This is a genomic window from Bradyrhizobium sp. CCBAU 53421 (genome assembly GCF_015291625.1).
In the GTDB taxonomy this organism is placed as follows: domain Bacteria; phylum Pseudomonadota; class Alphaproteobacteria; order Rhizobiales; family Xanthobacteraceae; genus Bradyrhizobium.
Window position 1 is genome coordinate 4,477,858 of sequence record NZ_CP030047.1, and the last position, 19,010, is coordinate 4,496,867.

Genomic DNA, 19,010 nt, shown 5'->3' on the forward strand with positions numbered 1-19,010 from the left:
AAAAACGATGGCGCGCTCGGAGAGATTCGAACTCCCGACCCTCGGAATCGAAATCCGATGCTCTATCCAGCTGAGCTACGAGCGCCGCGGGGGTCGATTATCAGACTTGAGCGGGGAGGGCCAGCAGCCTCGCGCGTCACTGGGGCGGTGTCCGCGCTCTGCGCCGGCGGTGTCCCGCGCAGCCGTCAGAAGCAGGGATGCCGGCGATGGTCTTGGCCGATATAGGCGGACGAGCCCTGATAGCACTTGTTGGTCGACGGGCCGTCATAATAGGCGAAGCTGCCGGCGGCCTGGCCGGGGCCGTAATTGTGCAGGTAGCTGATGTGGTAGGGCAGCCCCCAATAAGCGTGGTGGTGGTGATGCCGGTGGTGGCGCGGGGTGACCGAGAGGTCGGCCGCGGCAGCCGGGGTCAGGGCCGGGATGGCCAGGGCAACGGTCACGGCGAGGGCGGCGAAAAGCTTGGTCTTGGTCATTGGCGGCCTCCGGGCATTCACGCTGGAATCGGCCTCCGTAGCCGGTCCAAAGTCCTCTAATGGTTCATTTAACCCGGATTCCGGCCAAAAGCTGCGGGAAATCGGTCACAGCGCGCCAAATTTTGCCTTTTTGCGGATGCTTAACGGATTGCCAACACAGTCCGGCCAGAGTCTTGCGGTCAGGTCCGCCCGGGCCGCCTTTCCCTTGGTTTCGAACATTTCATGCGCATCACGCTCCTAGCCGCCTTGCTGCTCTCGGTTCTGGCTGCGACGCCCGCGCGGGCCGTGCTGCACATCACGCGCGACCATGGCGGCTATGTCGAGGAATACAAGGCCAAGTACAAGCTGATCCGCGAACGCCGCGAGCGCGTCGTGATCGACGGCATCTGCAACTCGGCCTGCACGCTGGTGTTCGGCATCGTGCCGCTGAACAAGATCTGTGTGACGCCGAAGGCCAGCATCGGCTTCCACCAGGCCTATTACGACAAGGCGTTCACCTTCGGTATCAAGGTCACCAGCCTCGAGGGCACCTCCGACCTGATGTCCTATTACCCCGATACGGTGAAGGATTGGATCCGCCGCAATGGCGGGCTCACCACCGAGATGAAGAAGATCAAGAACGGGATCGATCTCTGGAAGATCGTCGATCCCTGTCCGGAAGAGTGGTAGGCGCGGGCGCTCCCGCGCTCCGGACCTTGTTCCTCAGGTCTTAGTTTTCAGTCCTTGGGCCTGACGTCGCCGTCCGACACCAGCAGCACCGACGCCTTCGACTTGCCGAGCACGGCGGCTGCAACGCTGCCGAAATTCAAGCTGTCGCCCTGGATGCGGTCGACGCCGATCACGACGAGGTCGGCCCGGCTGGCCGCGATCTCCTGCAGGATCGCGACCTCGGGCGCGGTGTTGGCGCGCAGCCGCGTCGCGAATTTGATGTCATAGCGCGCGGCGGTTGCCGCGATGTCCTTCAGGATCGCTTCCTCCGGCGCCAGCGACATGCTCGGGCTGGTGCGGCGGGCGCCCTTGTCGCGCGTGGTCGAGACATAGACCACCTGCAGCGGTTCGCTGGCGAGGCGCGCCAGTGCGATCGCGACCTCGGCGCCGCGCCGCGAGACGTTGCTGCCCGACACCGGCACCAGGATCTTCCGTGCATTCGCCGTCGGCTCCCTCGCGTGCACACCCTTGGCGGCTGCGATCGCCAGCGGGCCGTCGAAGCTCGAGGTCAGCTCGTCAATCCGGCGGTCGAAGCCGCCATCGGGGCCCGCGACCTCCTCCATGCCGACCACGAGCAGGTCAAAACCCTTTCTGGCTTCCTCGGCGATCGCCTCCGCCGCGGTCTCCTCGCGGGCGCGGCTAATGACATCGACATTGCCGCTGCCGTCGGCCTCGGCCTCGGCGCTGGCCTTGGCGGCATTGATTACCGCGGCCTCGGGGCTTTCCTCGCCGGCGCGGTTTTTTTCCTGCAGCTTGGCGTGGACGCCGACATGCAGCACCGTGATCGGCAGGCCGCGCCCGCCGGCGAGCACGCCGGCGAGATGCGCAGCGAATGTCGCGTTGCTGCTCTCGTCGACCGCAAGCAGCAGCCGCTCAAGATTGGCGACGAAGCCGCGCTGCTCGTATTCCTCGCGCTCCAGCCGCTCGTTTTCCTCCTTGCCGAGCGGCAGCCGAGCCAGCGCGCTGCGCAGCATCGGCGGCATCGCCATCGTGGTCAGGATCGCCATGGTCACGATCATCGAGAACAAGGTCTGGCTCAGCACGCCCATCGACAGGCCGATGGTGGCGATGATCACCTCGGTCGAGCCGCGCGCGTTCATGCCGCTCGCCAGCGCGTAGGATTCCTGCCGCGTCAGTCCGCCGAGCGCGCCGCCGACAAAGGCGCCGCCGAACTTGCCGATGCTCGCGATCAAGACCAGCGCGGCGGTGAGCCCCAGCACCGCTGGGTCCTTCAGCACGGTAAGGTCGGCGCTGAGCCCCGCCAGCCCGAAGAACACCGGCATGAACAGGCTGGAGATCAGCCCACGCAGCCGCTCGTCGATCTGCCGGGTCAGGATCGGGGATTCCCCGACCAGTACGCCGGCGATGAAGGCGCCGAGCACGGTATGGACGCCGATCAGATGCGTGATCATCGCCATCACGCTCATCAGCAGCAGGATCGCGGTGATAACCGCCGCCGAACTCACCAGATTGTCGTTGGCCCAGCGGATCATGCGGAACACCAGCCGGCGGCCGATCGTGAAGCTGACCGCGAGGAAGGCGAGGGTGCCAAACAGCGCCTGCGCGATCGAAAGCAGATCGAGGCTGCCGCGCGAGGCGAGGCTGAAGATCACAGCGATGATGATCCAGCCGAGGGTGTCGTCGATGATCGCGGAGGCGACGATGATCTGGCCGACATTGCGGCGCATGAAGTTCATCTCGCGCACCACGACGGCAACGATCTTCACCGAGGAGATCGACAGCGCGGTGCCCAGAAACAGCGCGGCGATCAGCCGCGCTTCGGGATGCGGCAACAAGCCGTCGGGGAGGAATTCGCCAAGCACGAAGCCGCAGACGAACGGCACCGCGATGCCCGCGACCGAGATCGTCATGGCGGCGCGGCCGACCTTGCGCGCCAGCTTGAGGTCGGTCTCCATGCCGGTCAGCAGCAACAGCAGCAGGATGCCAAGCTGCGCGATGCCGTCGAGCAGCGCTTTCTGCTCGCCGGACGGCGGAAAGACGACGTCATGCGCCGACGGCCACAGCCAGCCGAACAGCGATGGGCCGAGCAGCAGGCCGCCGAGCAGTTCGCCGATCACGGAGGGCTGGCCGATCCGCTGCATCAGCTCGCCGAGGCCGCGGCCGACCGCGATCAGGAGCGCGATCTGGACGAGCAGGATGAACTCGCTGGGCTTGCTCGCTCTATCGCCTTCGGCGCCGGCCGCCGTGGCGGTCGCAAGCAGGATGATGACCGCCCAGATCGTCGGTTGAAGCCGCCCCCAGCGGATCACCATTGCGTCTCCGATTGCCTAATTCCAGCGCGGCTCGGCCCGTCTGCCGCATGCGGTCAACGCCCCCGTTCCGAAAGCGATCCACCTGCGTCAGAATTTGGAACCGGGGCGCGGGGCCGATCGTTTTGCTCATGATGCGTTCATCCTCATGATGCGATGGTGGTGCCCGGAGCAAGCGCGAGCACCGCCGGAGCGGACGGGCCTCGGCTCGCACGCACAGGAGGTTGTGATGGCAACCAGATCCAATCTTTCGAAGGCCGAACTGGCGCGTAGCGTTGCCGGCGCAACGTCAGCGTTGGTGTTGAGCGCGCTCGTCCTGTTCGCCGCCGCACATCACCTGAGCGGCGGCTAGCCCCGGGCGGCAGGTCCGCCAGGCCGAGTCCATCATCAGAGTAGGAAGGTCCCGATCAGCAGGCCGGCCGCAAACGCCCAGAGCCCGAGCGTGCAGGCAGATATCACCCGGACGAGATTACGCAGATCCACGTCCTGCCAGCTGCTATGGGACCGATAGGTCAATTGCAGGCACCCCCTGCGGCGGCCGCCTTTGCTTTTTGCCAGGCAAGCCTGTTCCCGATAGGTGCCCAAATGAAGGCAACCAGCGGTGGCGCCCGTTCACGCCTTTGCGAGGTGCCGCCTCCAATGCCCGGTATTGCCTTCCCGCTGGCGGGGTGATGCCCGCCCCGATCAGGCTGCCCGCCGCTTGCGGGTCTGCGCGGCCTTCTTGGCCGAGCGCGACCTCGCCGCCGCCGGACGTTTCGCGGCCGCCTTGCCGCCGAGCTTGCCGCCCTTGCGCGAGGGGGAATGGTCTTCGCGCGTCCCGCGGCCGGAGCCGCTCTTCTTGCCGCCATGAGTCTCCTTGTTGACGGTCGCCCATGCGCGCCGCTCGGCCTCGCGATCCGGAATGCCCCGCTTCTCGTAGCCTTCCTCGATATGTTCGGCCTGCCGCTTCTGCTTGTCGGTGTAACTCGACTTGTCGCCTCTGGGCATCGCGCTCTCCTGTCTATCTTGATCGAGACATCAGCCGGACTTCGACCTAGTCGTCGTTCGGCTCCACGACCTCGAATCTGGATCGACTGAAGCGGCCCAATCCGCCGAGCTCGTAATAGCCGTCGCGTTCGATATCCCTTGTCACTTCATAGACGCGACCGAGTGAGAGCGTGTCCCGCTGCAACGTGTTGTCGACGCAACGAACGTGAAAATGCTTGCCGGTGTCTGCCATGCGCTCATCCTGAATTGTTGGTCTGGTTCGGCGTTACGTATCGCGCAACGCCGCGATCGCAACCGGTGTCCCCGCCGTGGACCGATCACGAAATTTCGTTCGGCAATCTCCACTCGGGCGCCGGCTCGCAGACTTCACCGTCGCCGGGAATCTGTTTCATGTGATAGCCGGCCGGAATCACCTGGCCCGGCGCCTCGTCCGCGACGGGAACATCGAAGATCAGCCCGGAGATCAGTGCGTGTTCCCAAGCCTGCTTTTCCGTCGGAAAAGCCTGGTCGATTTGTTTGTCATGATCGAACAGCGCGTAAGGCATCTCGCGTCCTCGAGCATTGGCGGGGCACGGACGGCTTGCGGCCGGCGCACCAGATAGCTTGAAAACGCCTGCTCCTGGTGGGCGTTCCTAATCTTGGCGATGCCGGCGGCGCATATCACACCGCGAAGCCCGAACCGCCGCCTTGCGCGATGCCGGCAAGATATTTCGCCGGCGGCTTGCCGAGCGCCTTCTTGAACATCGTGATGAACGCCGTGACGGATTCATAACCGAGCGCGGTCGAGACCTGCTGAACGCTCATACCGGCCGACAGCTCGCGCAGCGCGACGATCAAGTGCAGCTGCTGGCGCCAGCGGCCGAACGTCAGGCCGGTCTCGTTCAGGACGAGACGCGCAAGGCTGCTTTCGCTCATCGCCATGCGGTCGGCCCATTCGGCCATCGTGCTGCGATCGGATGGATCGTCGGCGAGGTCAGCCGCGATCCGTCGCAGCCGTGCTTCGCCCGAGATCGGCAGATGTAGCTGCTGCACCCGCATGCGCGGCAATTCGTTCAGCAGCAATTGCGTGACCAGCGTTGCATCGCCGACGTCATGCTGCATGCGATCCGACAGCGCGACGATGAGCTCGCGCAGCAGGGGCGAGATCGACAGCGTGCAGCAGCGGTCGGGCAACTCGGCGGCGCCAGGCTCGATGAAGACGAAGAAGATCCGCGCATTGGCGGTTGCGATATTGGTGTGGGGTGTGCCGCCGGGAAGCCAGACACCGCAATGCGGCGGCACCATCCACAGTCCGTTCGGAACGCGGCACATCACGCCGCCGCCGAGCGCAAACACCAGCTGTCCCTTGCGGTGCGCGTGCTCGGCCGCCTCGACCTTGTTCTCGGTGACGTCGAGGCGCACGGCAAGGGCCGGGGCCGCAACATCATCCGGATCGAGGTCCGGCCAGGGATAGCGAAGCTGAAAACCCATAGCGAAGCTCGAAGCCTTGGAGTGACTGAATTTAGCGATCAATAGAATAGATATGTAAATTCTTCCGGCGGCTAAGTCGATAGTTTCCGCGCGGGCGGATAGCCGGGAGCATGTGATGACGATGATTGCGCCGATGCGGACGTTTGGCGGGCAGGGGCTCCTGGTCGTGGGGATCCTGCTGACCGCCTCGGCGCTCCGTGCGCCCATTACCGGCGTCGCGCCGATGCTCGGCATGATCCGCGAGAGCAGCGGGGTCAGCGCGGCGGAGGCGGGATTCCTGACGACACTGCCGTTGCTTGCGTTCGCCGTGATCTCACCGGTTGCGGCCATCCTCGGGCGCAGATGCGGCCATGGAGCGGTCGCTGTTCGGCGCGCTGCTGGTCATCGCCGCCGGGATCGCCTTGCGCTCGTCGGGTCCGGTCTGGGCGCTGTTCGCCGGCACCTCCACCATCGGTGCGGGGATCGCGGTTGCAAATGTGCTGCTGCCGAGCCTGCTCAAGCGCGACTTCCCGACCCGCATCGCCAGCCTGACCGGCGCTTACGCGATCACGTCTGCATTGGCCCAGGCGTTCGCATCCGTCGTGGCGATCCCGCTCGCCTTGTTGCCCGGATCCGGCTGGCACCTTTCGCTTGCGAGCACGCTGATCTTTCCGCTGGTGGCGTTGATGGTCTGGGTCCCGCAGCTGGGGATGCATTCGGTCCCGGCGATCGAGCCTGACGCGCTGGCGCATCGCGGGCGCATCTGGCACTCGCCGCTCGCCTGGCAGGTCACCGGTTTTCTCGGCCTGACCTCGCTGGTGTTCTACGTCATCGTCGGATGGCTGCCCGCCATTCTCGCGCAGGCAGGCTACTCCGCGGCGGCGGCGGGCACGCTGCACGGCGTATCGCAGCTGGCGACGGCGATTCCCGGCCTGATACTCGGTCCGATGGTCCGGCGCATGAAGGATCAACGCGGCATCGCGATCGCGGTGTCGCTTGCGACCTGCGCCGCGCTGCTCGGATTGTGGCAGCTTCCGTCGCTTGCGCTGGTGTGGGTCGCGCTGTTCGGCTTCGGCGCGGGCGCTGCCTTCATCCTCGGCCTCACATTCGTCAGCCTGAGGACTGCGCACAGCCAGCAGGCGGCGACATTGTCGGGCATGGCGCAGTGCCTCGGCTATTCGCTGTCGGCCGCTGGTCCGCCGCTTGCCGGATTTGCTCATGATGCGACCGGGGGCTGGGAGGTTGCGCTCGCGTGCTGCGCCGTGCCGACCGTGCTGATGGCCATTCTCGGCAACTTCGCCGGACGCACGTCAACGATCTGATGCTTGCTCTGTGCGGTCTTACGGCCTGTCGAATCGACTTTCGCACCGGTCACGTACAGGCGATGGCGGATGTCCATCGGTTGTATGCGATGAAGCCGCGCGCTACAGAGGCGCCTGGCAAGCAAGAGCCCGGAGGGAGAGCCGTTGAGGATGTCAGCAAATACGCGCATCGTGATCGGATCGACGCTTTTTGCCCTGGCGTCGAGTGCGTTGCTTTATCTGGTTCCGCCGAGCCCGATCGATCGACAACTTCTTCGCGGCACTTTTCACTTTTATCAAGGACACGCGTTTCTCGTCCCCGTCAAATACGTCGATGGCGATATCAAGACTGCCCGCCTGTATGAAGATGACAGGCTGCTCGGCCCGGCGAACAGCACCCAGCAAGAGATCATCGACGAGGGTGCCGGCCGCTTTGGACTTTACCGGGATCGCTGGGGTTATTTCGGACCGGCCTTGATGTTCTCGACGAGCGACAACACCAACCCGAACACGAACGGCAGGAAATATCACCTCAGGTGACGATCGGCGTGATGCGACGGTCGGCCGAGACCCGCACGGGTCACATGAAACCCGGATTGCGCGGCAGATACTGGTTCCAATTGCCGAATTCTCGCGACGACATCAGCAGCATCGGACACTTGATCCGCATTCCCAGCGCCATTGCGGTATCAAGCGCCGCCTTGCTCGCACCAGGCAGGAATGCCGATATCCGTGACGCGCCGGTATCGGCCGCTAGGTACAACGCCGTTCTCAAGGCTGGAACGACCGCGTGCGGCTCCGTGACCGCGAGCGGTCCGATATGACCACCGGTGTCCACGTAGGCATAGCCGATCCAGTCGTTTCCATCGTGGAGATTGAACCCGGTCGCCGCGCCCTCATGGAGCAGATAGCGATGATGCTTTTCGCGCGAGACACCAAGGGTCCGCTCGTCTGCCTGCGCGAGACGACGCAGGGTCGAGGCCTCCGGCTTGAGCGGCGTGACGTCGTATTTTGGACCGTGCAAATGACCGATCAACTGCTCGCGCGATGCGCTGATACTGTAGATGGGGAATCGCGGAAGCAGTCCGTGTCGGATGTAAAGCCCCTGCGATACCGTGTTGAAGCTGAAGGTGATGAGCACCCGGTTGGACGCCCCTGACTTCTCGGCGTGCGCGATGGTCCGCTTGATCAGTTCGTTGCCGATGCTCCGTCCCTGCTGATCGGGCGACACGAACAGCTGTGCCAGAAACCACATGTCGCCGCAGATCCAGCTCCAGGCGAAGCCGAGGATCCGCTCGTTCTCCTCCGCCACCCAGAGACCGTCGGGATCGTCCCTCATGGAAAACAACTGGAACTTGGGCGGAGACGAAACCGCCATCGGGCCGAAGCCGTGCCGTTCCGTGAGATCGTTGATGCTGGAGACGACGAGGGCGTCGGCGAATTCCAGGTCCTGCGCGCGTGCCGGCCGGCAGATCACTGACATGGGCAACTCCGTTGGTGGCCGGACAATGTTCAAAACCTCGTCGTGCCGGGATCGAGCCCAAGCGTCAGCCGGCCGGCCGTGATGTAATTGTTCGGGCTCATCGCGATATGCTTGGCCGCGGCGCGCACATCGCCGACCGCACGCTCCAGGGCGCAGGTGTCGAAGATGGCGACGGCGCCCGCGCTGGTGGCCAGCATGTCGGTGATGGACGTGGCAGTCTCCGCCGCATGCGCGTTGGCGATCCGAATGTCCGCGCGAGCCTCCACCAGCCGTTGGCCGCCCGTGTCGGTTGCCGCCATCAATTCGGTCATGGCATCGATCAGAAGCGCGCGGGCGGCGCGAAGCATCGCTCTCGTCCGCCCGACCGTCGCCTGAACGATCTCGCGATCGCGGAGCGCGGCGCGCTTTCCGGAGCGGCCCTTGGCGAGCTCCGTGAACGAGGTGATGGCGCCGGATGCGATGCCGAGCGGCACTCCGCAGATGCTCCACGCGAACACCGATGACGGCGGCATGCGATAGAGCAGCCCGGGCTGGGTCGGTTGCAGGCCGAGAAAGGGATGAGCGTGGGCCGCCGGCACGAAAACATCCCGCGCCTCGAAATCGCAACTGCCGGTGCCACGCAGTCCGGACACATGCCAGTTGTCGAGGACGGTCACATCCGCCCGCCCGAGATAGCAGCAGAGAAGGGGCGAAGCAGGATCGTCGGGCCTGACGCTGGCCAGTACCATGAAGCGGGTCGCGTGATGCGCGCCGCTGCCGAACGGCCAGCGCCCGGACAGGCGATAGCCGCCTGCGACGGCCGTCGCCGTACCGACCGCACCGGTCGCGCTTGCGACAAAGGCGCGCAGGTCGGCATACCAGTCACGAGCGACGGCCTCATCGAGGTAGCCGCCGATCCGGCTCATGCCGGCGCCATTGCCGACCAGCCAGCCGACGGAGCCGTCGAGTGCCGAGGCGGCTTCGACGACGCGCATGAACGCGACGGGTGACAGTTCTGGTCCGCCGAGCGCTTGGGGCAGCCATAAGCGGAACAGGCCGGCGTCCGCCAGCGCGGCGAAAACCGCGTCCGGCAGCCGCCGCCCGCTGTCAAACTCGTTGCGCTGCGCAGCGATCAGCGGCGCCAACGCCTGGACGTCCTCGAGTATGCGGCAAACGCCGGCCGGGTCACCGGCATGCACGTCCGGACCGGGACGGGCCATCGGACCGTCCGCTTTCGCCGCATAGCCTGGATCGCGCATCGGATTCTCCTCGAGGTTCGGCACCGCTGCAGCCTGATCGTCCGCTTCCCCGAGGTCCTGAATCGGTTCCGAAAAAGTTGCAAAAAATGTAGTCTGCGCAGCCATGGCGATGATCCACGAATTCGGTCCCTTCCGCCTCGACGCCGGCGCCGAGATGCTGTTCCGGGAGTCCGAACCGGTCGCGCTCGGACGTCGCGCGGTGGTGCTGCTGCGGCTGCTTGTCGAGCGGGCCGGAGTGCCGGTTTCCAAGGATGCGTTGATGGAGGCGGCCTGGCCGGGGCTCGCAATCGAGGAGAGCAACCTGACGGTGCAGATCGCCGCCTTGCGGAGGGCATTTGCCGACATCGACGGGGGCGCGACCTGGATCGAGACGCTGCCGCGCCGCGGCTATCGCTATGTCGGCCCGCCGGTTGCGGTCGTATCCGAACCGGGCTCCTCCGTAACGCCCGAGCCGGCGCTGTCCGACAAGCCGTCGCTCGCGGTGCTTCCATTGTCGAATCTGAGCGGCGATCCCGCGCAGGAATATTTTTCCGACGGGATCACGGGAGACATCATCGCCGAACTGTCGCGGTTCAGGTCGCTGTTCGTCGTCGCCCGTCACTCCAGCTTCGCTTACAAAGGCAGGACACCAGAGATCAAACAGGTCGGCCGCGAGCTCGGCGTCCGCTACGTGGCCGAAGGCAGTGTGCGCAAGATCGGCAGCCGTGTGCGGGTGACGATCCAGCTGCTCGACGCCGTGAGCGGTTACCATCTCTGGACCGAGCGCTACGACCGCGATCTCGATGACATCTTCGCACTGCAGGACGAGATTGTACGGGCGATCGTCGCGGCGCTGCCCGGCCGGATGGAGGATGCCGGCCGGGAGGTCGCGAGGCGTAAGCCGACCTCCAGCATCACCGCCTATGATCTGGTCCTGCTCGGAAACGAGCGATGGCGTCAGCTGACCGTGAAGGCCATGGCGCAGGCCAGGGACTATTTTCGAAGCGCCGTCGCGCTCGACCGGCAATATGCCCGCGCCCACGTCAACATCGCCTGGACCATCATCTGTGACGTGTTTCTCGAATCGCCCGCCGCCGCGACCCTGGACGAGGCGCGGCGCGAGATCGAGCACGCGCTCGATATCGAGGACGGCGACGCCTGGTCTCACGGCGTGTTCGCCCAGCTGCTGTTCCTGCTGAACGATGACGCCAAGGCCGAGATCCATTTCGGCCGCGCGCTCGCGCTCAATCCGAACGATGCCGATGTCGCCGCCGTTTTCGCCAACATCCTGGTCTACTGGGGACGGTGGCGCGAGGCGCTGGTGTGGATCGCGACGGCCAAGCGGCTCAATCCGTTTCCGCCCAACCTGTACCACTGGTATCACGCGCTTGCCCTCTATTCCGGGCGCGAGTACGAGCAGGCGGTCAAGGCGGTGATGGAGGCGCGCTCGTTCGACAGGTGGTCGCACGGCCTTCTTGCGGCCTGCTATGCGCAGATGGGACGACTTGGCGAGGCGCAGGCAGAGGCCGACGCGTTCGTCAGCCAACGGTGCCGCGAACTGAATGCAATCGGCAACGCCGTGCCGACGAAAACTCTCGACCTCGCCCGGGCCAGGGCTGAACGATATCGCAATCCCTCCGACCGCGAACATTTCCTCGATGGATTGCGCAAGGCGGGTTTCACCAGCTGACACTCATAGCCGCTCGTTGCTCGCCCCGCGATCTGACCTGAGTTGTGTCCGGGTGCCGTCAGGTCGTGCGTATCACGCCCAGTTCCTTGGACCGCTGGAGCAGGGCCGGGCGGTAAGGCGGGGAGGGATCGTCGTCATCGTCGTCAGGGATGGCGCAATAGCCGAACTCCTGCTGGATGCGGTGGATCTCCGTGACGCGGTCGTTCAACCGCTGGAAATGCTCGAGCGACCTGGCCTTCCAGTAGCGGAAGGTATCGAAGGTGATCGGCACGACGGCGGTGCCGAACAGCGTTGGATCGGGAACGATGGTCCGCCCCAGCAGCAAATAGCGATCGTGACCGACGATGACGAGGGTGGCATACGGTCGCCCTTCGCTTACCCGGAGGCCCTTCAGCGATAGTTCGCACAGTTTGTTGAAATAGGGTTGCTCGCGCCAGCGGTCGGGATCATCGAGGTCAACCTGCACATTGAGCGTATCGAGCCCGAAATGCGGCACCATGCCCGCCGACTCGGGAAACCAATCATCATCGAGATGGCCTTGCAGCCAGGCGCAGCTGAATGACCGGCACTGCCGGGGACGCTCGTGGTAGATCTCGCATCCGCCGCCGGCCAGGATGTGATTGCAGACCGTGTTCACCGGTTTGCCGAGATCGGTCACCTCAAGCACCTTGCAGCAGAGTGTGCATGATCCGCATTGCCTGACCGTCGGGGCCACGGGAAAGCCGAGGGCCCACGAGCCTTGTCGTTCGCGGACGAGCAGTTTCTGCTTCTCCAGCGTGCCCAGCGCACGCTCGACCTTGAGGCGCGACAATCTGGTCACGCCGATAATATCTTTCGTCGTCGTCGCGCCGCTCTCGACCGCCCGAACGACGACCAACGCCACTTGGTCCATTGTTTTTCTTCTTGTCCGGCTCGCGGCCGGTTCTTCTTCTGCAGTGTTCTTGGCCGCCGGTATCCGGCGGCGGCAATCCCGGTTCTATTCGGAACACGCCGCGACCGACGGCTGCGAAATTGCGGTTGAAGCGTATCGACGTGGAGCGGACGCCGCATCCGACAAACGCGCATGGCATCCCTGAGGACAAATCGTCGTGATTGCAGCGAACAGGCGTTGGATCCGCGAGCGTCTGCAAGGTCAGTGTGGTCTCATGTCATCGGCAATGTTGCGAGAATGCGAATGTGTGACTAGCAGACCGTGCAACACGTTCAGTGTCGTTCCTGCGAACGCAGGGACCCATAACCACCGATGGTCATCGTTGAAGGTCGCTGGAACGACGAGTCCCTTTCGCGACATCCGCCGCGGAGTATGGGTCCCTGCTTTCGCATGGACGACACTGTGGGTGAGACGCCATTTGCTTACAGCGGTGGGCTTGCCCGCCATCCCCGCACAAATTCGCGATTGCCGGCTGCCTCGTCTTCAGGCAATGACGGCCTGCAATGAACAAGTACTTCGAGGAAACTGCCGCTCGTCTGGCGCCGGCGATTTTTGTCGTGCTGTGGAGCACGGGATTCATCGGCACCAAATACGTCATCAACAATGCGGAGCCGTTGACCTATCTGGCGATCCGGATGGCGTTCGTGGTGGTGGTGATGATGATCATCGCCGCGGCCGCTCGGCCGAAATGGCCGGACCGGATCGGCGTTGTCCACAGCGTGGTGGCCGGCATCCTGGTGCACGGCTTCTATCTCGGCGGCACCGCGATTGCGATCGCGCATTCGATTCCCGCGGGGCTGTCGGCGTTGATCCCGGGCCTGCAGCCGATCCTGACCTCGACCATCGCCAACCGCTGGTTAGGGGAGCGCGTCACGCCGCTGCAATGGGGCGGGCTCGCGCTCGGCCTCGCCGGCGTCGTGCTGATCCTGCACAACCGGCCGATGACCGGCGAAGCAGGGTGGGGCTGGCTTGCCTCGGGCGTCTCGCTGATCAGCATCACTCTGGGCACGCTGTACCAGCGCCGCTACTGCAACCAGATCGACTGGCGTGCCGGCAATCTCGTGCAGTATATCGCGGTGACGATCTTCTTCAGCATCGGTGCCTGGCTGTTCGAGACCAATGTCGTGCATTGGACCAGCGAGTTCGTGCTGGCGATCGCCTGGCTGGTGTTCGCGCTGTCGATCGGCTCGATCGGGTTATTGTACTGGCTGATCCGTCACCATGCCGCGACCTCGGTCGCGAGCCTGTTCTATCTCGTGCCGGCGGTGACCGCGCTGATGGCCTATGTGCTGTTCGGCGAACGGTTGGATTATGTCGCGATGGCCGGCATGGCCGCCTGCGCCGCCGCGGTGCTGGTGGTCAACCGCCGCGTTTAGTTCTTGCCGCGGATCTTGGCGTAGGCGGCGAGCGCACGTTCGCGGCCCTGCTTGTGATAGACGATCGGCTGCGGATAGGTCTTGCCGAGTTCGACGCCGGCGCTTGCGAGCTCGATCGGCGTTGCGGTCCAGGGCTGATGGAGCAGGTCGTCGGAGAGCTGCGCGAGCTCCGGCACCCAGCGCCTGACATAGGCGCCGTCCGGATCGAACTTCTCGCCCTGCAGGATCGGATTGAAGACACGGAAATAGGGCGCGGCGTCGGCGCCGGAGCCGGCGACCCATTGCCAATTCGCGGGGTTGGAGCCGGCATCGGCATCGACCAGCGTGTCCCAGAACCATGCTTCGCCGGCGCGCCAGTCGATCAGCAGGTGCTTCACCAGGAATGAGGCGACCACCATCCGCACCCGGTTGTGCATCACGCCGCTGTGCCAGAGCTCGCGCATGCCGGCATCGACGATCGGATAGCCGGTCAGGCCGCGCTGCCACGCCTTCAGCGCACGAGCGTCGCGCTTCCACGGAAAGGCGTCGAACTGCTCCTGCAGATTCCGATCCGCCAGATCAGGCACATCGAACAGCAGGTGACGGCAGAACTCGCGCCAGCCGAGCTCGCTGAGGAACTTGTCGATATCGCCGGCAAGGCGCGGATGCTCGGCCGCGGCGAAACGGGCCGCGTGCCACACTTGGCGCGGGCTGATCTCGCCGAAGCGGAGATGTGGCGACAGACGTGAGGTGCGGTCACGGTCCGGCCGGTCGCGGTTGCCGGAGTAGCCGCTGATAATTTCGTCGAGAAATGTCTTCAGCCGCGCCTGCGCCGCGGCTTCGCCCGGCGTCCAGCTCTCGCGCAGGCCGCCGGCCCAATCCGGCCGTGTCGGCTCGAGCTGCCAATCGTCGAGGGCTTCGCTTGTGATGCCGCTAAGGGATGTCAGCTTCCTCGGCGCCGGCAGCGGCTTTGGCGGATCGCCGAGGCCCTGCACGCGCCGCCAGAACGGCGTGAAGACGCGCAGGGCCCGGTTGTCCTTGTTGCGGATCGCCTGGGGCGCGACGAGCAGGTCGCCAGCAAAAATTTGCGAGTCCACGCCGTCACTTGCGAGCGCGGATTCAACGTCTGCAGCAATCGCTTGATGCGGCGCCTGCGCGATGTCGTTCCAGAACACGGCGCCCGCGTCGATCTCGCGTGCCAGCGCAGCGATCACGGAAGCGGCCGGTCCGGTCCGCAGCACCAGCGTTCCGCCGATCGCCTCAAGGCTTCTGCCGAGCGCGCGCAGCGACTGCGCCAGCCACCAGCGCGTCGCGCCCCCGAGGGGGCGCGCGGCTGGAGGTTTCAGGGCACGGCTTTCTTCGTCGCGGACATAGAGGCCGACCACGGGCGCGCCGCGGCTGGCCGCTTCACGCAGGGCCGGGTGATCCGACAGCCGCAGGTCGTCGCGGAACCAGACGACGACAGGCTGTGCGCGGGCCACCCGGACGCTGCGTGCCAACAGTTACTTCGGCTGCGGCACGATGCGGATGTAAGGCTTCGGCTCCTTCCAGCCCTGCGGATAGATCGTCTTGGCCTCGTCGTTGCTGACCGAGCCCGCGATGATCACGTCCTCGCCCTGCTTCCAGTCAGCGGGGGTGGCGACGCGGTGCGTGGCGGTGAGTTGCAGCGAGTCGATGACGCGCAGGATCTCCTGGAAGTTCCGGCCCGTGGTCATCGGGTAGACCAGCACCAGCTTGATCTTCTTGTCGGGGCCGATGATGAAGACGTTGCGGACCGTCTGATTGTCCGCCGGCGTGCGGGTGAGGGGATCGCCCGAGGTCGAAGCCGGCAGCATGTCGTAGAGCTTCGACACGTTAAAATCGGTGTCGCCGATCATCGGGTAGTTCGGCGCGGCGCCCTGGGTCTCCTTGATGTCCTCGGACCATTTCGCGTGGCGGTCGACCGGATCGACCGACAGGCCCATCAGCTTAACGCCGCGCTTGTCGAAATCGGGCTTCAGGCGGGCGAGCGTGCCGAGCTCGGTGGTGCAGACCGGGGTGAAGTCCTTGGGATGGGAGAACAAAAGCGCCCAGCTGCTGCCGATCCAGTCGTGGAACTTGATCTTTCCTTCGGTGGTCTCGGCTTCGAAGTCGGGGGCGACGGCGCCAATCTGAAGTGCCATGATTTTACCTCATCTCTTTGAAGTTGCAGCTAAATCTGTGTTTGAGGTGGTATGTTCCAGTATAGGACGCGGGAAGGCTTAAGTGAACGGGTTCTGAAAAAAGGTGAAACATTTCTCCTTGAGGCTGGAATTCCAAGCAACTTGTTTTGATCCAAACCCCTGCGACGAAACATCAGCTGCGGCACAAAAGCTTGGAAATGCCCAGATAAAGCCGCTTATCGCCGTCATCACGCCGGCCCCGGCTGCTATAGGACTGAACCATGACAGCTTCCAAAGCGACCAAATAGCAACCATCTAAAAATCTCGGAACCCAAGTTCCGAATCATTAACCACTCGTTTACGCCCGCATGGAAAAGCTGGCCTGAGATAGGAATTGAAAGCTCCCACAATGTCTACCCCAAGTACCAAGACCGCTGAGGCTCTCAGCGGTGCGTTGCATCCGTCCTGCCGCAAGACCGCCGCCCACGCGCTGACCATCGTGCGCGACGGCGTCATCACCGGCGAAGGCCCGACCACCAAGGGCCGCATCCATTTCTCCCGGTCGCTCGATGCCGATGATGCTGCCTGGTGCGCGCGCATCCTGACGGCGGCCGCGGTCGAACATCAGCCGGTCAGCCGGGCCGAGATCGAGGCGCTGCTCGCGATCAACGAGGCGGCTGCCGAGCGCAGCGATGGCGGCCGGTTCGACGACCTGCTCGCCAAGGCGATCGCCCATCATGCCGCCTCCGAGTCCGGCCTGCCGGTGCCGCCGCGCACGGTGGCGCTGTCGCCCGACACCGACATCGGCCGCTGGGCGCCGACGCAGGGCAGCAACATGGACACCAAGGTTCTCGAGTGGATCGCCGGTCGGATGCGCGGTCAGCGCCGCACCGGTCGTGCGCTGGCGGCAATGGTTGCGACGCTGGTCGGCGCGACTGCGCTTCCGCTCGCGGCGCAACTGCCCAACGTGTTCGACATCGGGATGATGTGATCAATCGGGATGATGTGGCCTGCATCATCCCGGACCAACGGCTTCAGGTGAGAGCAGCGGGGATCACTTCCCCGCCGTTTTCTGTTTGCCGTCGCTCTCCTCGAGCCCGAGCGTCCGCCCCGGAAACCCGGCGACGTCGAAATAGCGGGTCGAGAGCACACGCTGGAATTTCAGCACCGTGCGCAGGCCATTGGCCGACGGCTTCTTCGACATGATGGTGCCCTCGGCCATCTTCGGCACGATGCCGTTCGGCAGCGCTTCCGACATCACCCGGCCGATCAGCCCGCCATTGTTCGGCGCGCGCAGGCCCAGTAGCTGGGCCGCGGTCATGCCGACATCGGCGTTGCTGACCGGCAGCGGATCGACATAGCCCGCCTTGAAGTCGGGGCCGATCGCGGCGGTGAAGTTGTAGGTGTCCCCGCGGCTGAAGCTGCCATGCATGCCCTGGCCCTGGCGCAGCACGGTGTCGGCGATCTGCACCGAGCAGTTGGTCGGGATCTCGCAGCCGCTCGACCAGGAGCGGAAATTGACCACGATCGACGGATTCGGCGTCACCGCCTTGCCCTTCAGGTTGAGGTTCGACATCGGCAGCGTGCCGGGGAAGTTGCCGAGCTTGTCGTCGACGAAGAGGCCAGAGACATAGTCCTGCTCGAGCAGCGCCTTGATGACGCGGTCGGCGAGCTTCTTGTCGCGGTTCGGCAGGTAGATCAGGTCCGAGCCGCCATTGGTCGCGACCACGACGTCGGGCTTGGTCGGATCCTGGCCGAGCACGCCGTTGCCGGCCTTCGGGTGGGCGTTGTCGGCGACCTTGGCATTCTTGTCGTTGGGGTCGAACAGCGGCAGGTCCAGCGCCTTGGCGAGATCGATCGCCAGGAAGCCCATCGGGAGGAAATCCTTCGGCGTGTCGTCGTAGCTGATCTTGGCCGACGGGCTGATCTTGCTCTCCTTCGAGATCGTCGAGAAGCCGTGGTCGGAGGAGACCATGATGTTGGTGGTGGCGGACAGCCCAAGCTCGTCGAGCGCCTTGCGGAGCTGGGCGAGGTTGTTGTCGGCATTCTTGATGCCGGCCATCGAGGTCGGACCGTTGATGCCGGGGGTGATGGTGTTGAGGCTGTCGCCGGTGTTGTGCTGGCTGCCGTCGGGATCGCGCGACCAGAACACCAGCACGAACGGCTTGTTGCGCGCCTTGAACATCGGCAGCACGACCTTGGTCGCGACATCGGCCATGTAGGCCTGCTGCGCGACGTTGGCGACCGTGGTGCCGGGCGTCTTGGCATCGCCGGCCTTGGCATTGTCACCGCGGCTCGGGGTGGCGAGCGGCAGGCCGGCCTTGGTCAGCGCGTCCTTCATCTCGTCGGAGAGCGGCACGCCGGTCTTGCCGCCGGTGGAATCGTCGATCACGATCGTGTTCTTGCCGCGATCGGTGTGGTCGAACAGCAGGGTCGGACCGACCTTGCCGATAGCGGCGGTACTGAAACCCTGGCCGCGGGCCATCTTCAGCAGCGTCTCCTCGTTGAGGTAGTCGCCGTTGAAATGATCGTCGATGTCGGCGAGCACGGCGTCGTTCTCGATGAAGGGGACCACGGTGTCGCCGGCGGGCACCGAGGTGTAGCTGGTATAGATCGTGTTGGAGAAGGTGCCGGTGTCGCCGAGATAGTGGCCGGTCGACAGCGCCGAGCTGTTCGCCATGGTGAAGGTCGGGAACAGCGAATGCGAGTTCTTGAAGTGGACGCCCTTGTCGCGGATCTCGGCCATCGCCGGCGCCGTCTCCGGCGTCACGATGCCGCCGCGCAGGCCGTCGGGGACGAACAGGATGAGGTTGCGGGGTTTTGCATTCTGTGCGGAAGCGGCGCCGGCTGAAAGCGCGATCACGCTCGCGGACAGTAGTGTAATGGCACGGCGCATTTTGTTATTCCCCCTGATGAAGCCCCGCGGCAGCCCGCCGCCGTCTTCGTTTAGTTTTGCCATATGACAGAAATGTTACAGCGCCCGCCGGGCGCTGTAACTGCCAGAT

19 protein-coding genes and 1 tRNA gene are annotated in these 19,010 nt (G+C 64.8%); 7 read left to right on the forward strand and 13 right to left on the reverse strand.

All coding sequences use genetic code 11. The annotated features are described in order from the left end of the window. Window positions 1–8: 8 nt before the first annotated feature. A tRNA-Arg gene (locus tag XH92_RS21290) sits at window positions 9–85 on the reverse strand. Between the two features lie 100 nt (window positions 86–185). Next, window positions 186–473: a hypothetical protein gene (locus tag XH92_RS21295; RefSeq protein ID WP_194460909.1), complete on the reverse strand. Its 288-nt coding sequence runs from the start codon at window positions 471–473 to the stop codon at window positions 186–188. Window positions 474–695: 222 nt separating this feature from the next. On the opposite strand from XH92_RS21295, the gene XH92_RS21300 reads away from it, so the two are divergent. Then, window positions 696–1,142 (forward strand): hypothetical protein, encoded by a 447-nt coding sequence (locus XH92_RS21300; protein ID WP_194460910.1) that lies wholly within the window; start codon window positions 696–698, stop codon window positions 1,140–1,142. 47 nt (window positions 1,143–1,189) lie between these two features. On the opposite strand, the gene XH92_RS21305 is transcribed toward XH92_RS21300, so the two are convergent. Next, complete coding sequence (locus tag XH92_RS21305; protein WP_194460911.1) at window positions 1,190–3,454, reverse strand: cation:proton antiporter; 2,265 nt, start codon at window positions 3,452–3,454, stop codon at window positions 1,190–1,192. Between the two features lie 226 nt (window positions 3,455–3,680). Here XH92_RS21305 and XH92_RS43635 point away from each other — a divergent pair, with 226 nt between their 5' ends. Next, window positions 3,681–3,803 carry a hypothetical protein gene (locus tag XH92_RS43635; RefSeq protein WP_256437673.1) on the forward strand — a complete coding sequence of 41 codons (123 nt, stop codon included), beginning with the start codon at window positions 3,681–3,683 and terminating at the stop codon, window positions 3,801–3,803. A 332-nt stretch (window positions 3,804–4,135) separates the two neighbouring features. Here XH92_RS43635 and XH92_RS21310 read toward each other — a convergent pair whose 3' ends face one another. The 4 genes from XH92_RS21310 to XH92_RS21325 all read right to left on the reverse strand — a co-directional run bounded on the left by XH92_RS21310 (window position 4,136) and on the right by XH92_RS21325 (window position 5,908). Beyond that, window positions 4,136–4,438, reverse strand: coding sequence for a plasmid stabilization protein (locus XH92_RS21310; RefSeq protein ID WP_194460912.1), 303 nt, complete (start codon window positions 4,436–4,438; stop codon window positions 4,136–4,138). 46 nt (window positions 4,439–4,484) lie between these two features. Continuing rightward, entirely contained in the window at window positions 4,485–4,670 is a 186-nt protein-coding gene (locus tag XH92_RS21315; RefSeq protein ID WP_194460913.1) for a hypothetical protein, read from the reverse strand. 85 nt (window positions 4,671–4,755) lie between these two features. Beyond that, on the reverse strand, window positions 4,756–4,983 hold the full coding sequence (locus XH92_RS21320) for a hypothetical protein (RefSeq protein WP_194460914.1): 228 nt from the start codon (window positions 4,981–4,983) through the stop codon (window positions 4,756–4,758). A 115-nt stretch (window positions 4,984–5,098) separates the two neighbouring features. Next, window positions 5,099–5,908 carry a helix-turn-helix domain-containing protein gene (locus tag XH92_RS21325; protein ID WP_194460915.1) on the reverse strand — a complete coding sequence of 270 codons (810 nt, stop codon included), beginning with the start codon at window positions 5,906–5,908 and terminating at the stop codon, window positions 5,099–5,101. Window positions 5,909–6,258: 350 nt separating this feature from the next. Here XH92_RS21325 and XH92_RS21330 point away from each other — a divergent pair, with 350 nt between their 5' ends. Next, window positions 6,259–7,209 carry an MFS transporter gene (locus XH92_RS21330; RefSeq protein WP_246788512.1) on the forward strand — a complete coding sequence of 317 codons (951 nt, stop codon included), beginning with the start codon at window positions 6,259–6,261 and terminating at the stop codon, window positions 7,207–7,209. Between the two features lie 150 nt (window positions 7,210–7,359). Continuing rightward, entirely contained in the window at window positions 7,360–7,728 is a 369-nt protein-coding gene (locus tag XH92_RS21335; protein WP_246788513.1) for a hypothetical protein, read from the forward strand. A gap of 40 nt (window positions 7,729–7,768) precedes the next feature. Here the strand turns inward: XH92_RS21335 and XH92_RS21340 are convergent, their stop codons facing one another. Together XH92_RS21340 and XH92_RS21345 are read right to left on the reverse strand one after the other, a co-directional pair. Then, the gene (locus XH92_RS21340; RefSeq protein WP_194460916.1) at window positions 7,769–8,671 is read right to left on the reverse strand and encodes a GNAT family N-acetyltransferase; all 903 of its coding nucleotides are present in this window, start codon (window positions 8,669–8,671) and stop codon (window positions 7,769–7,771) included. Between the two features lie 29 nt (window positions 8,672–8,700). Continuing rightward, window positions 8,701–9,909, reverse strand: coding sequence for an acyl-CoA dehydrogenase family protein (locus XH92_RS21345; RefSeq protein WP_194460917.1), 1,209 nt, complete (start codon window positions 9,907–9,909; stop codon window positions 8,701–8,703). A gap of 109 nt (window positions 9,910–10,018) precedes the next feature. On the opposite strand from XH92_RS21345, the gene XH92_RS21350 reads away from it, so the two are divergent. After that, complete coding sequence (locus XH92_RS21350) at window positions 10,019–11,578, forward strand: winged helix-turn-helix domain-containing protein (protein ID WP_246788514.1); 1,560 nt, start codon at window positions 10,019–10,021, stop codon at window positions 11,576–11,578. Window positions 11,579–11,636: 58 nt separating this feature from the next. Here the strand turns inward: XH92_RS21350 and XH92_RS21355 are convergent, their stop codons facing one another. After that, window positions 11,637–12,470: a YkgJ family cysteine cluster protein gene (locus XH92_RS21355; RefSeq protein WP_194460919.1), complete on the reverse strand. Its 834-nt coding sequence runs from the start codon at window positions 12,468–12,470 to the stop codon at window positions 11,637–11,639. Between the two features lie 542 nt (window positions 12,471–13,012). Between XH92_RS21355 and XH92_RS21360 the strand changes: the two genes are divergently transcribed. Beyond that, window positions 13,013–13,885 (forward strand): DMT family transporter, encoded by an 873-nt coding sequence (locus XH92_RS21360; protein WP_194460920.1) that lies wholly within the window; start codon window positions 13,013–13,015, stop codon window positions 13,883–13,885. Here XH92_RS21360 and XH92_RS21365 read toward each other — a convergent pair. Further along, the gene (locus XH92_RS21365) at window positions 13,882–15,363 is read right to left on the reverse strand and encodes a deoxyribodipyrimidine photo-lyase (RefSeq protein WP_246788515.1); all 1,482 of its coding nucleotides are present in this window, start codon (window positions 15,361–15,363) and stop codon (window positions 13,882–13,884) included. The genes XH92_RS21360 and XH92_RS21365 overlap by 4 nt on opposite strands. A 3-nt stretch (window positions 15,364–15,366) precedes the next feature. Next, complete coding sequence (locus XH92_RS21370; protein WP_194460921.1) at window positions 15,367–16,026, reverse strand: peroxiredoxin; 660 nt, start codon at window positions 16,024–16,026, stop codon at window positions 15,367–15,369. Between the two features lie 388 nt (window positions 16,027–16,414). On the opposite strand from XH92_RS21370, the gene XH92_RS21375 reads away from it, so the two are divergent. Further along, entirely contained in the window at window positions 16,415–16,996 is a 582-nt protein-coding gene (locus tag XH92_RS21375) for a hypothetical protein (RefSeq protein WP_194460922.1), read from the forward strand. A 63-nt stretch (window positions 16,997–17,059) separates the two neighbouring features. On the opposite strand, the gene XH92_RS21380 is transcribed toward XH92_RS21375, so the two are convergent. Further along, window positions 17,060–18,901, reverse strand: coding sequence for an alkaline phosphatase family protein (locus XH92_RS21380; RefSeq protein WP_194460923.1), 1,842 nt, complete (start codon window positions 18,899–18,901; stop codon window positions 17,060–17,062). Between the last annotated feature and the right edge of the window lie 109 nt (window positions 18,902–19,010).

Excerpts from the sequence above, each read along its gene's own strand:
- XH92_RS21295 (WP_194460909.1), bottom strand. The coding sequence starts at position 473 with ATGACCAAGACCAAGCTTTTCGCCGCCCTCGCCGTGACCGTTGCCCTG.
- XH92_RS21300 (WP_194460910.1), top strand. The coding sequence starts at position 696 with ATGCGCATCACGCTCCTAGCCGCCTTGCTGCTCTCGGTTCTGGCTGCG.
- XH92_RS21305 (WP_194460911.1), bottom strand. The coding sequence starts at position 3,454 with ATGGTGATCCGCTGGGGGCGGCTTCAACCGACGATCTGGGCGGTCATC.
- XH92_RS43635 (WP_256437673.1), top strand. The coding sequence starts at position 3,681 with ATGGCAACCAGATCCAATCTTTCGAAGGCCGAACTGGCGCGTAGCGTT.
- XH92_RS21310 (WP_194460912.1), bottom strand. The coding sequence starts at position 4,438 with ATGCCCAGAGGCGACAAGTCGAGTTACACCGACAAGCAGAAGCGGCAG.
- XH92_RS21315 (WP_194460913.1), bottom strand. The coding sequence starts at position 4,670 with ATGGCAGACACCGGCAAGCATTTTCACGTTCGTTGCGTCGACAACACG.
- XH92_RS21320 (WP_194460914.1), bottom strand. The coding sequence starts at position 4,983 with ATGCCTTACGCGCTGTTCGATCATGACAAACAAATCGACCAGGCTTTT.
- XH92_RS21325 (WP_194460915.1), bottom strand. The coding sequence starts at position 5,908 with ATGGGTTTTCAGCTTCGCTATCCCTGGCCGGACCTCGATCCGGATGAT.
- XH92_RS21330 (WP_246788512.1), top strand. The coding sequence starts at position 6,259 with ATGGAGCGGTCGCTGTTCGGCGCGCTGCTGGTCATCGCCGCCGGGATC.
- XH92_RS21335 (WP_246788513.1), top strand. The coding sequence starts at position 7,360 with ATGTCAGCAAATACGCGCATCGTGATCGGATCGACGCTTTTTGCCCTG.
- XH92_RS21340 (WP_194460916.1), bottom strand. The coding sequence starts at position 8,671 with ATGTCAGTGATCTGCCGGCCGGCACGCGCGCAGGACCTGGAATTCGCC.
- XH92_RS21345 (WP_194460917.1), bottom strand. The coding sequence starts at position 9,909 with ATGCGCGATCCAGGCTATGCGGCGAAAGCGGACGGTCCGATGGCCCGT.
- XH92_RS21350 (WP_246788514.1), top strand. The coding sequence starts at position 10,019 with ATGATCCACGAATTCGGTCCCTTCCGCCTCGACGCCGGCGCCGAGATG.
- XH92_RS21355 (WP_194460919.1), bottom strand. The coding sequence starts at position 12,470 with ATGGACCAAGTGGCGTTGGTCGTCGTTCGGGCGGTCGAGAGCGGCGCG.
- XH92_RS21360 (WP_194460920.1), top strand. The coding sequence starts at position 13,013 with ATGAACAAGTACTTCGAGGAAACTGCCGCTCGTCTGGCGCCGGCGATT.
- XH92_RS21370 (WP_194460921.1), bottom strand. The coding sequence starts at position 16,026 with ATGGCACTTCAGATTGGCGCCGTCGCCCCCGACTTCGAAGCCGAGACC.
- XH92_RS21375 (WP_194460922.1), top strand. The coding sequence starts at position 16,415 with ATGTCTACCCCAAGTACCAAGACCGCTGAGGCTCTCAGCGGTGCGTTG.
- XH92_RS21380 (WP_194460923.1), bottom strand. The coding sequence starts at position 18,901 with ATGCGCCGTGCCATTACACTACTGTCCGCGAGCGTGATCGCGCTTTCA.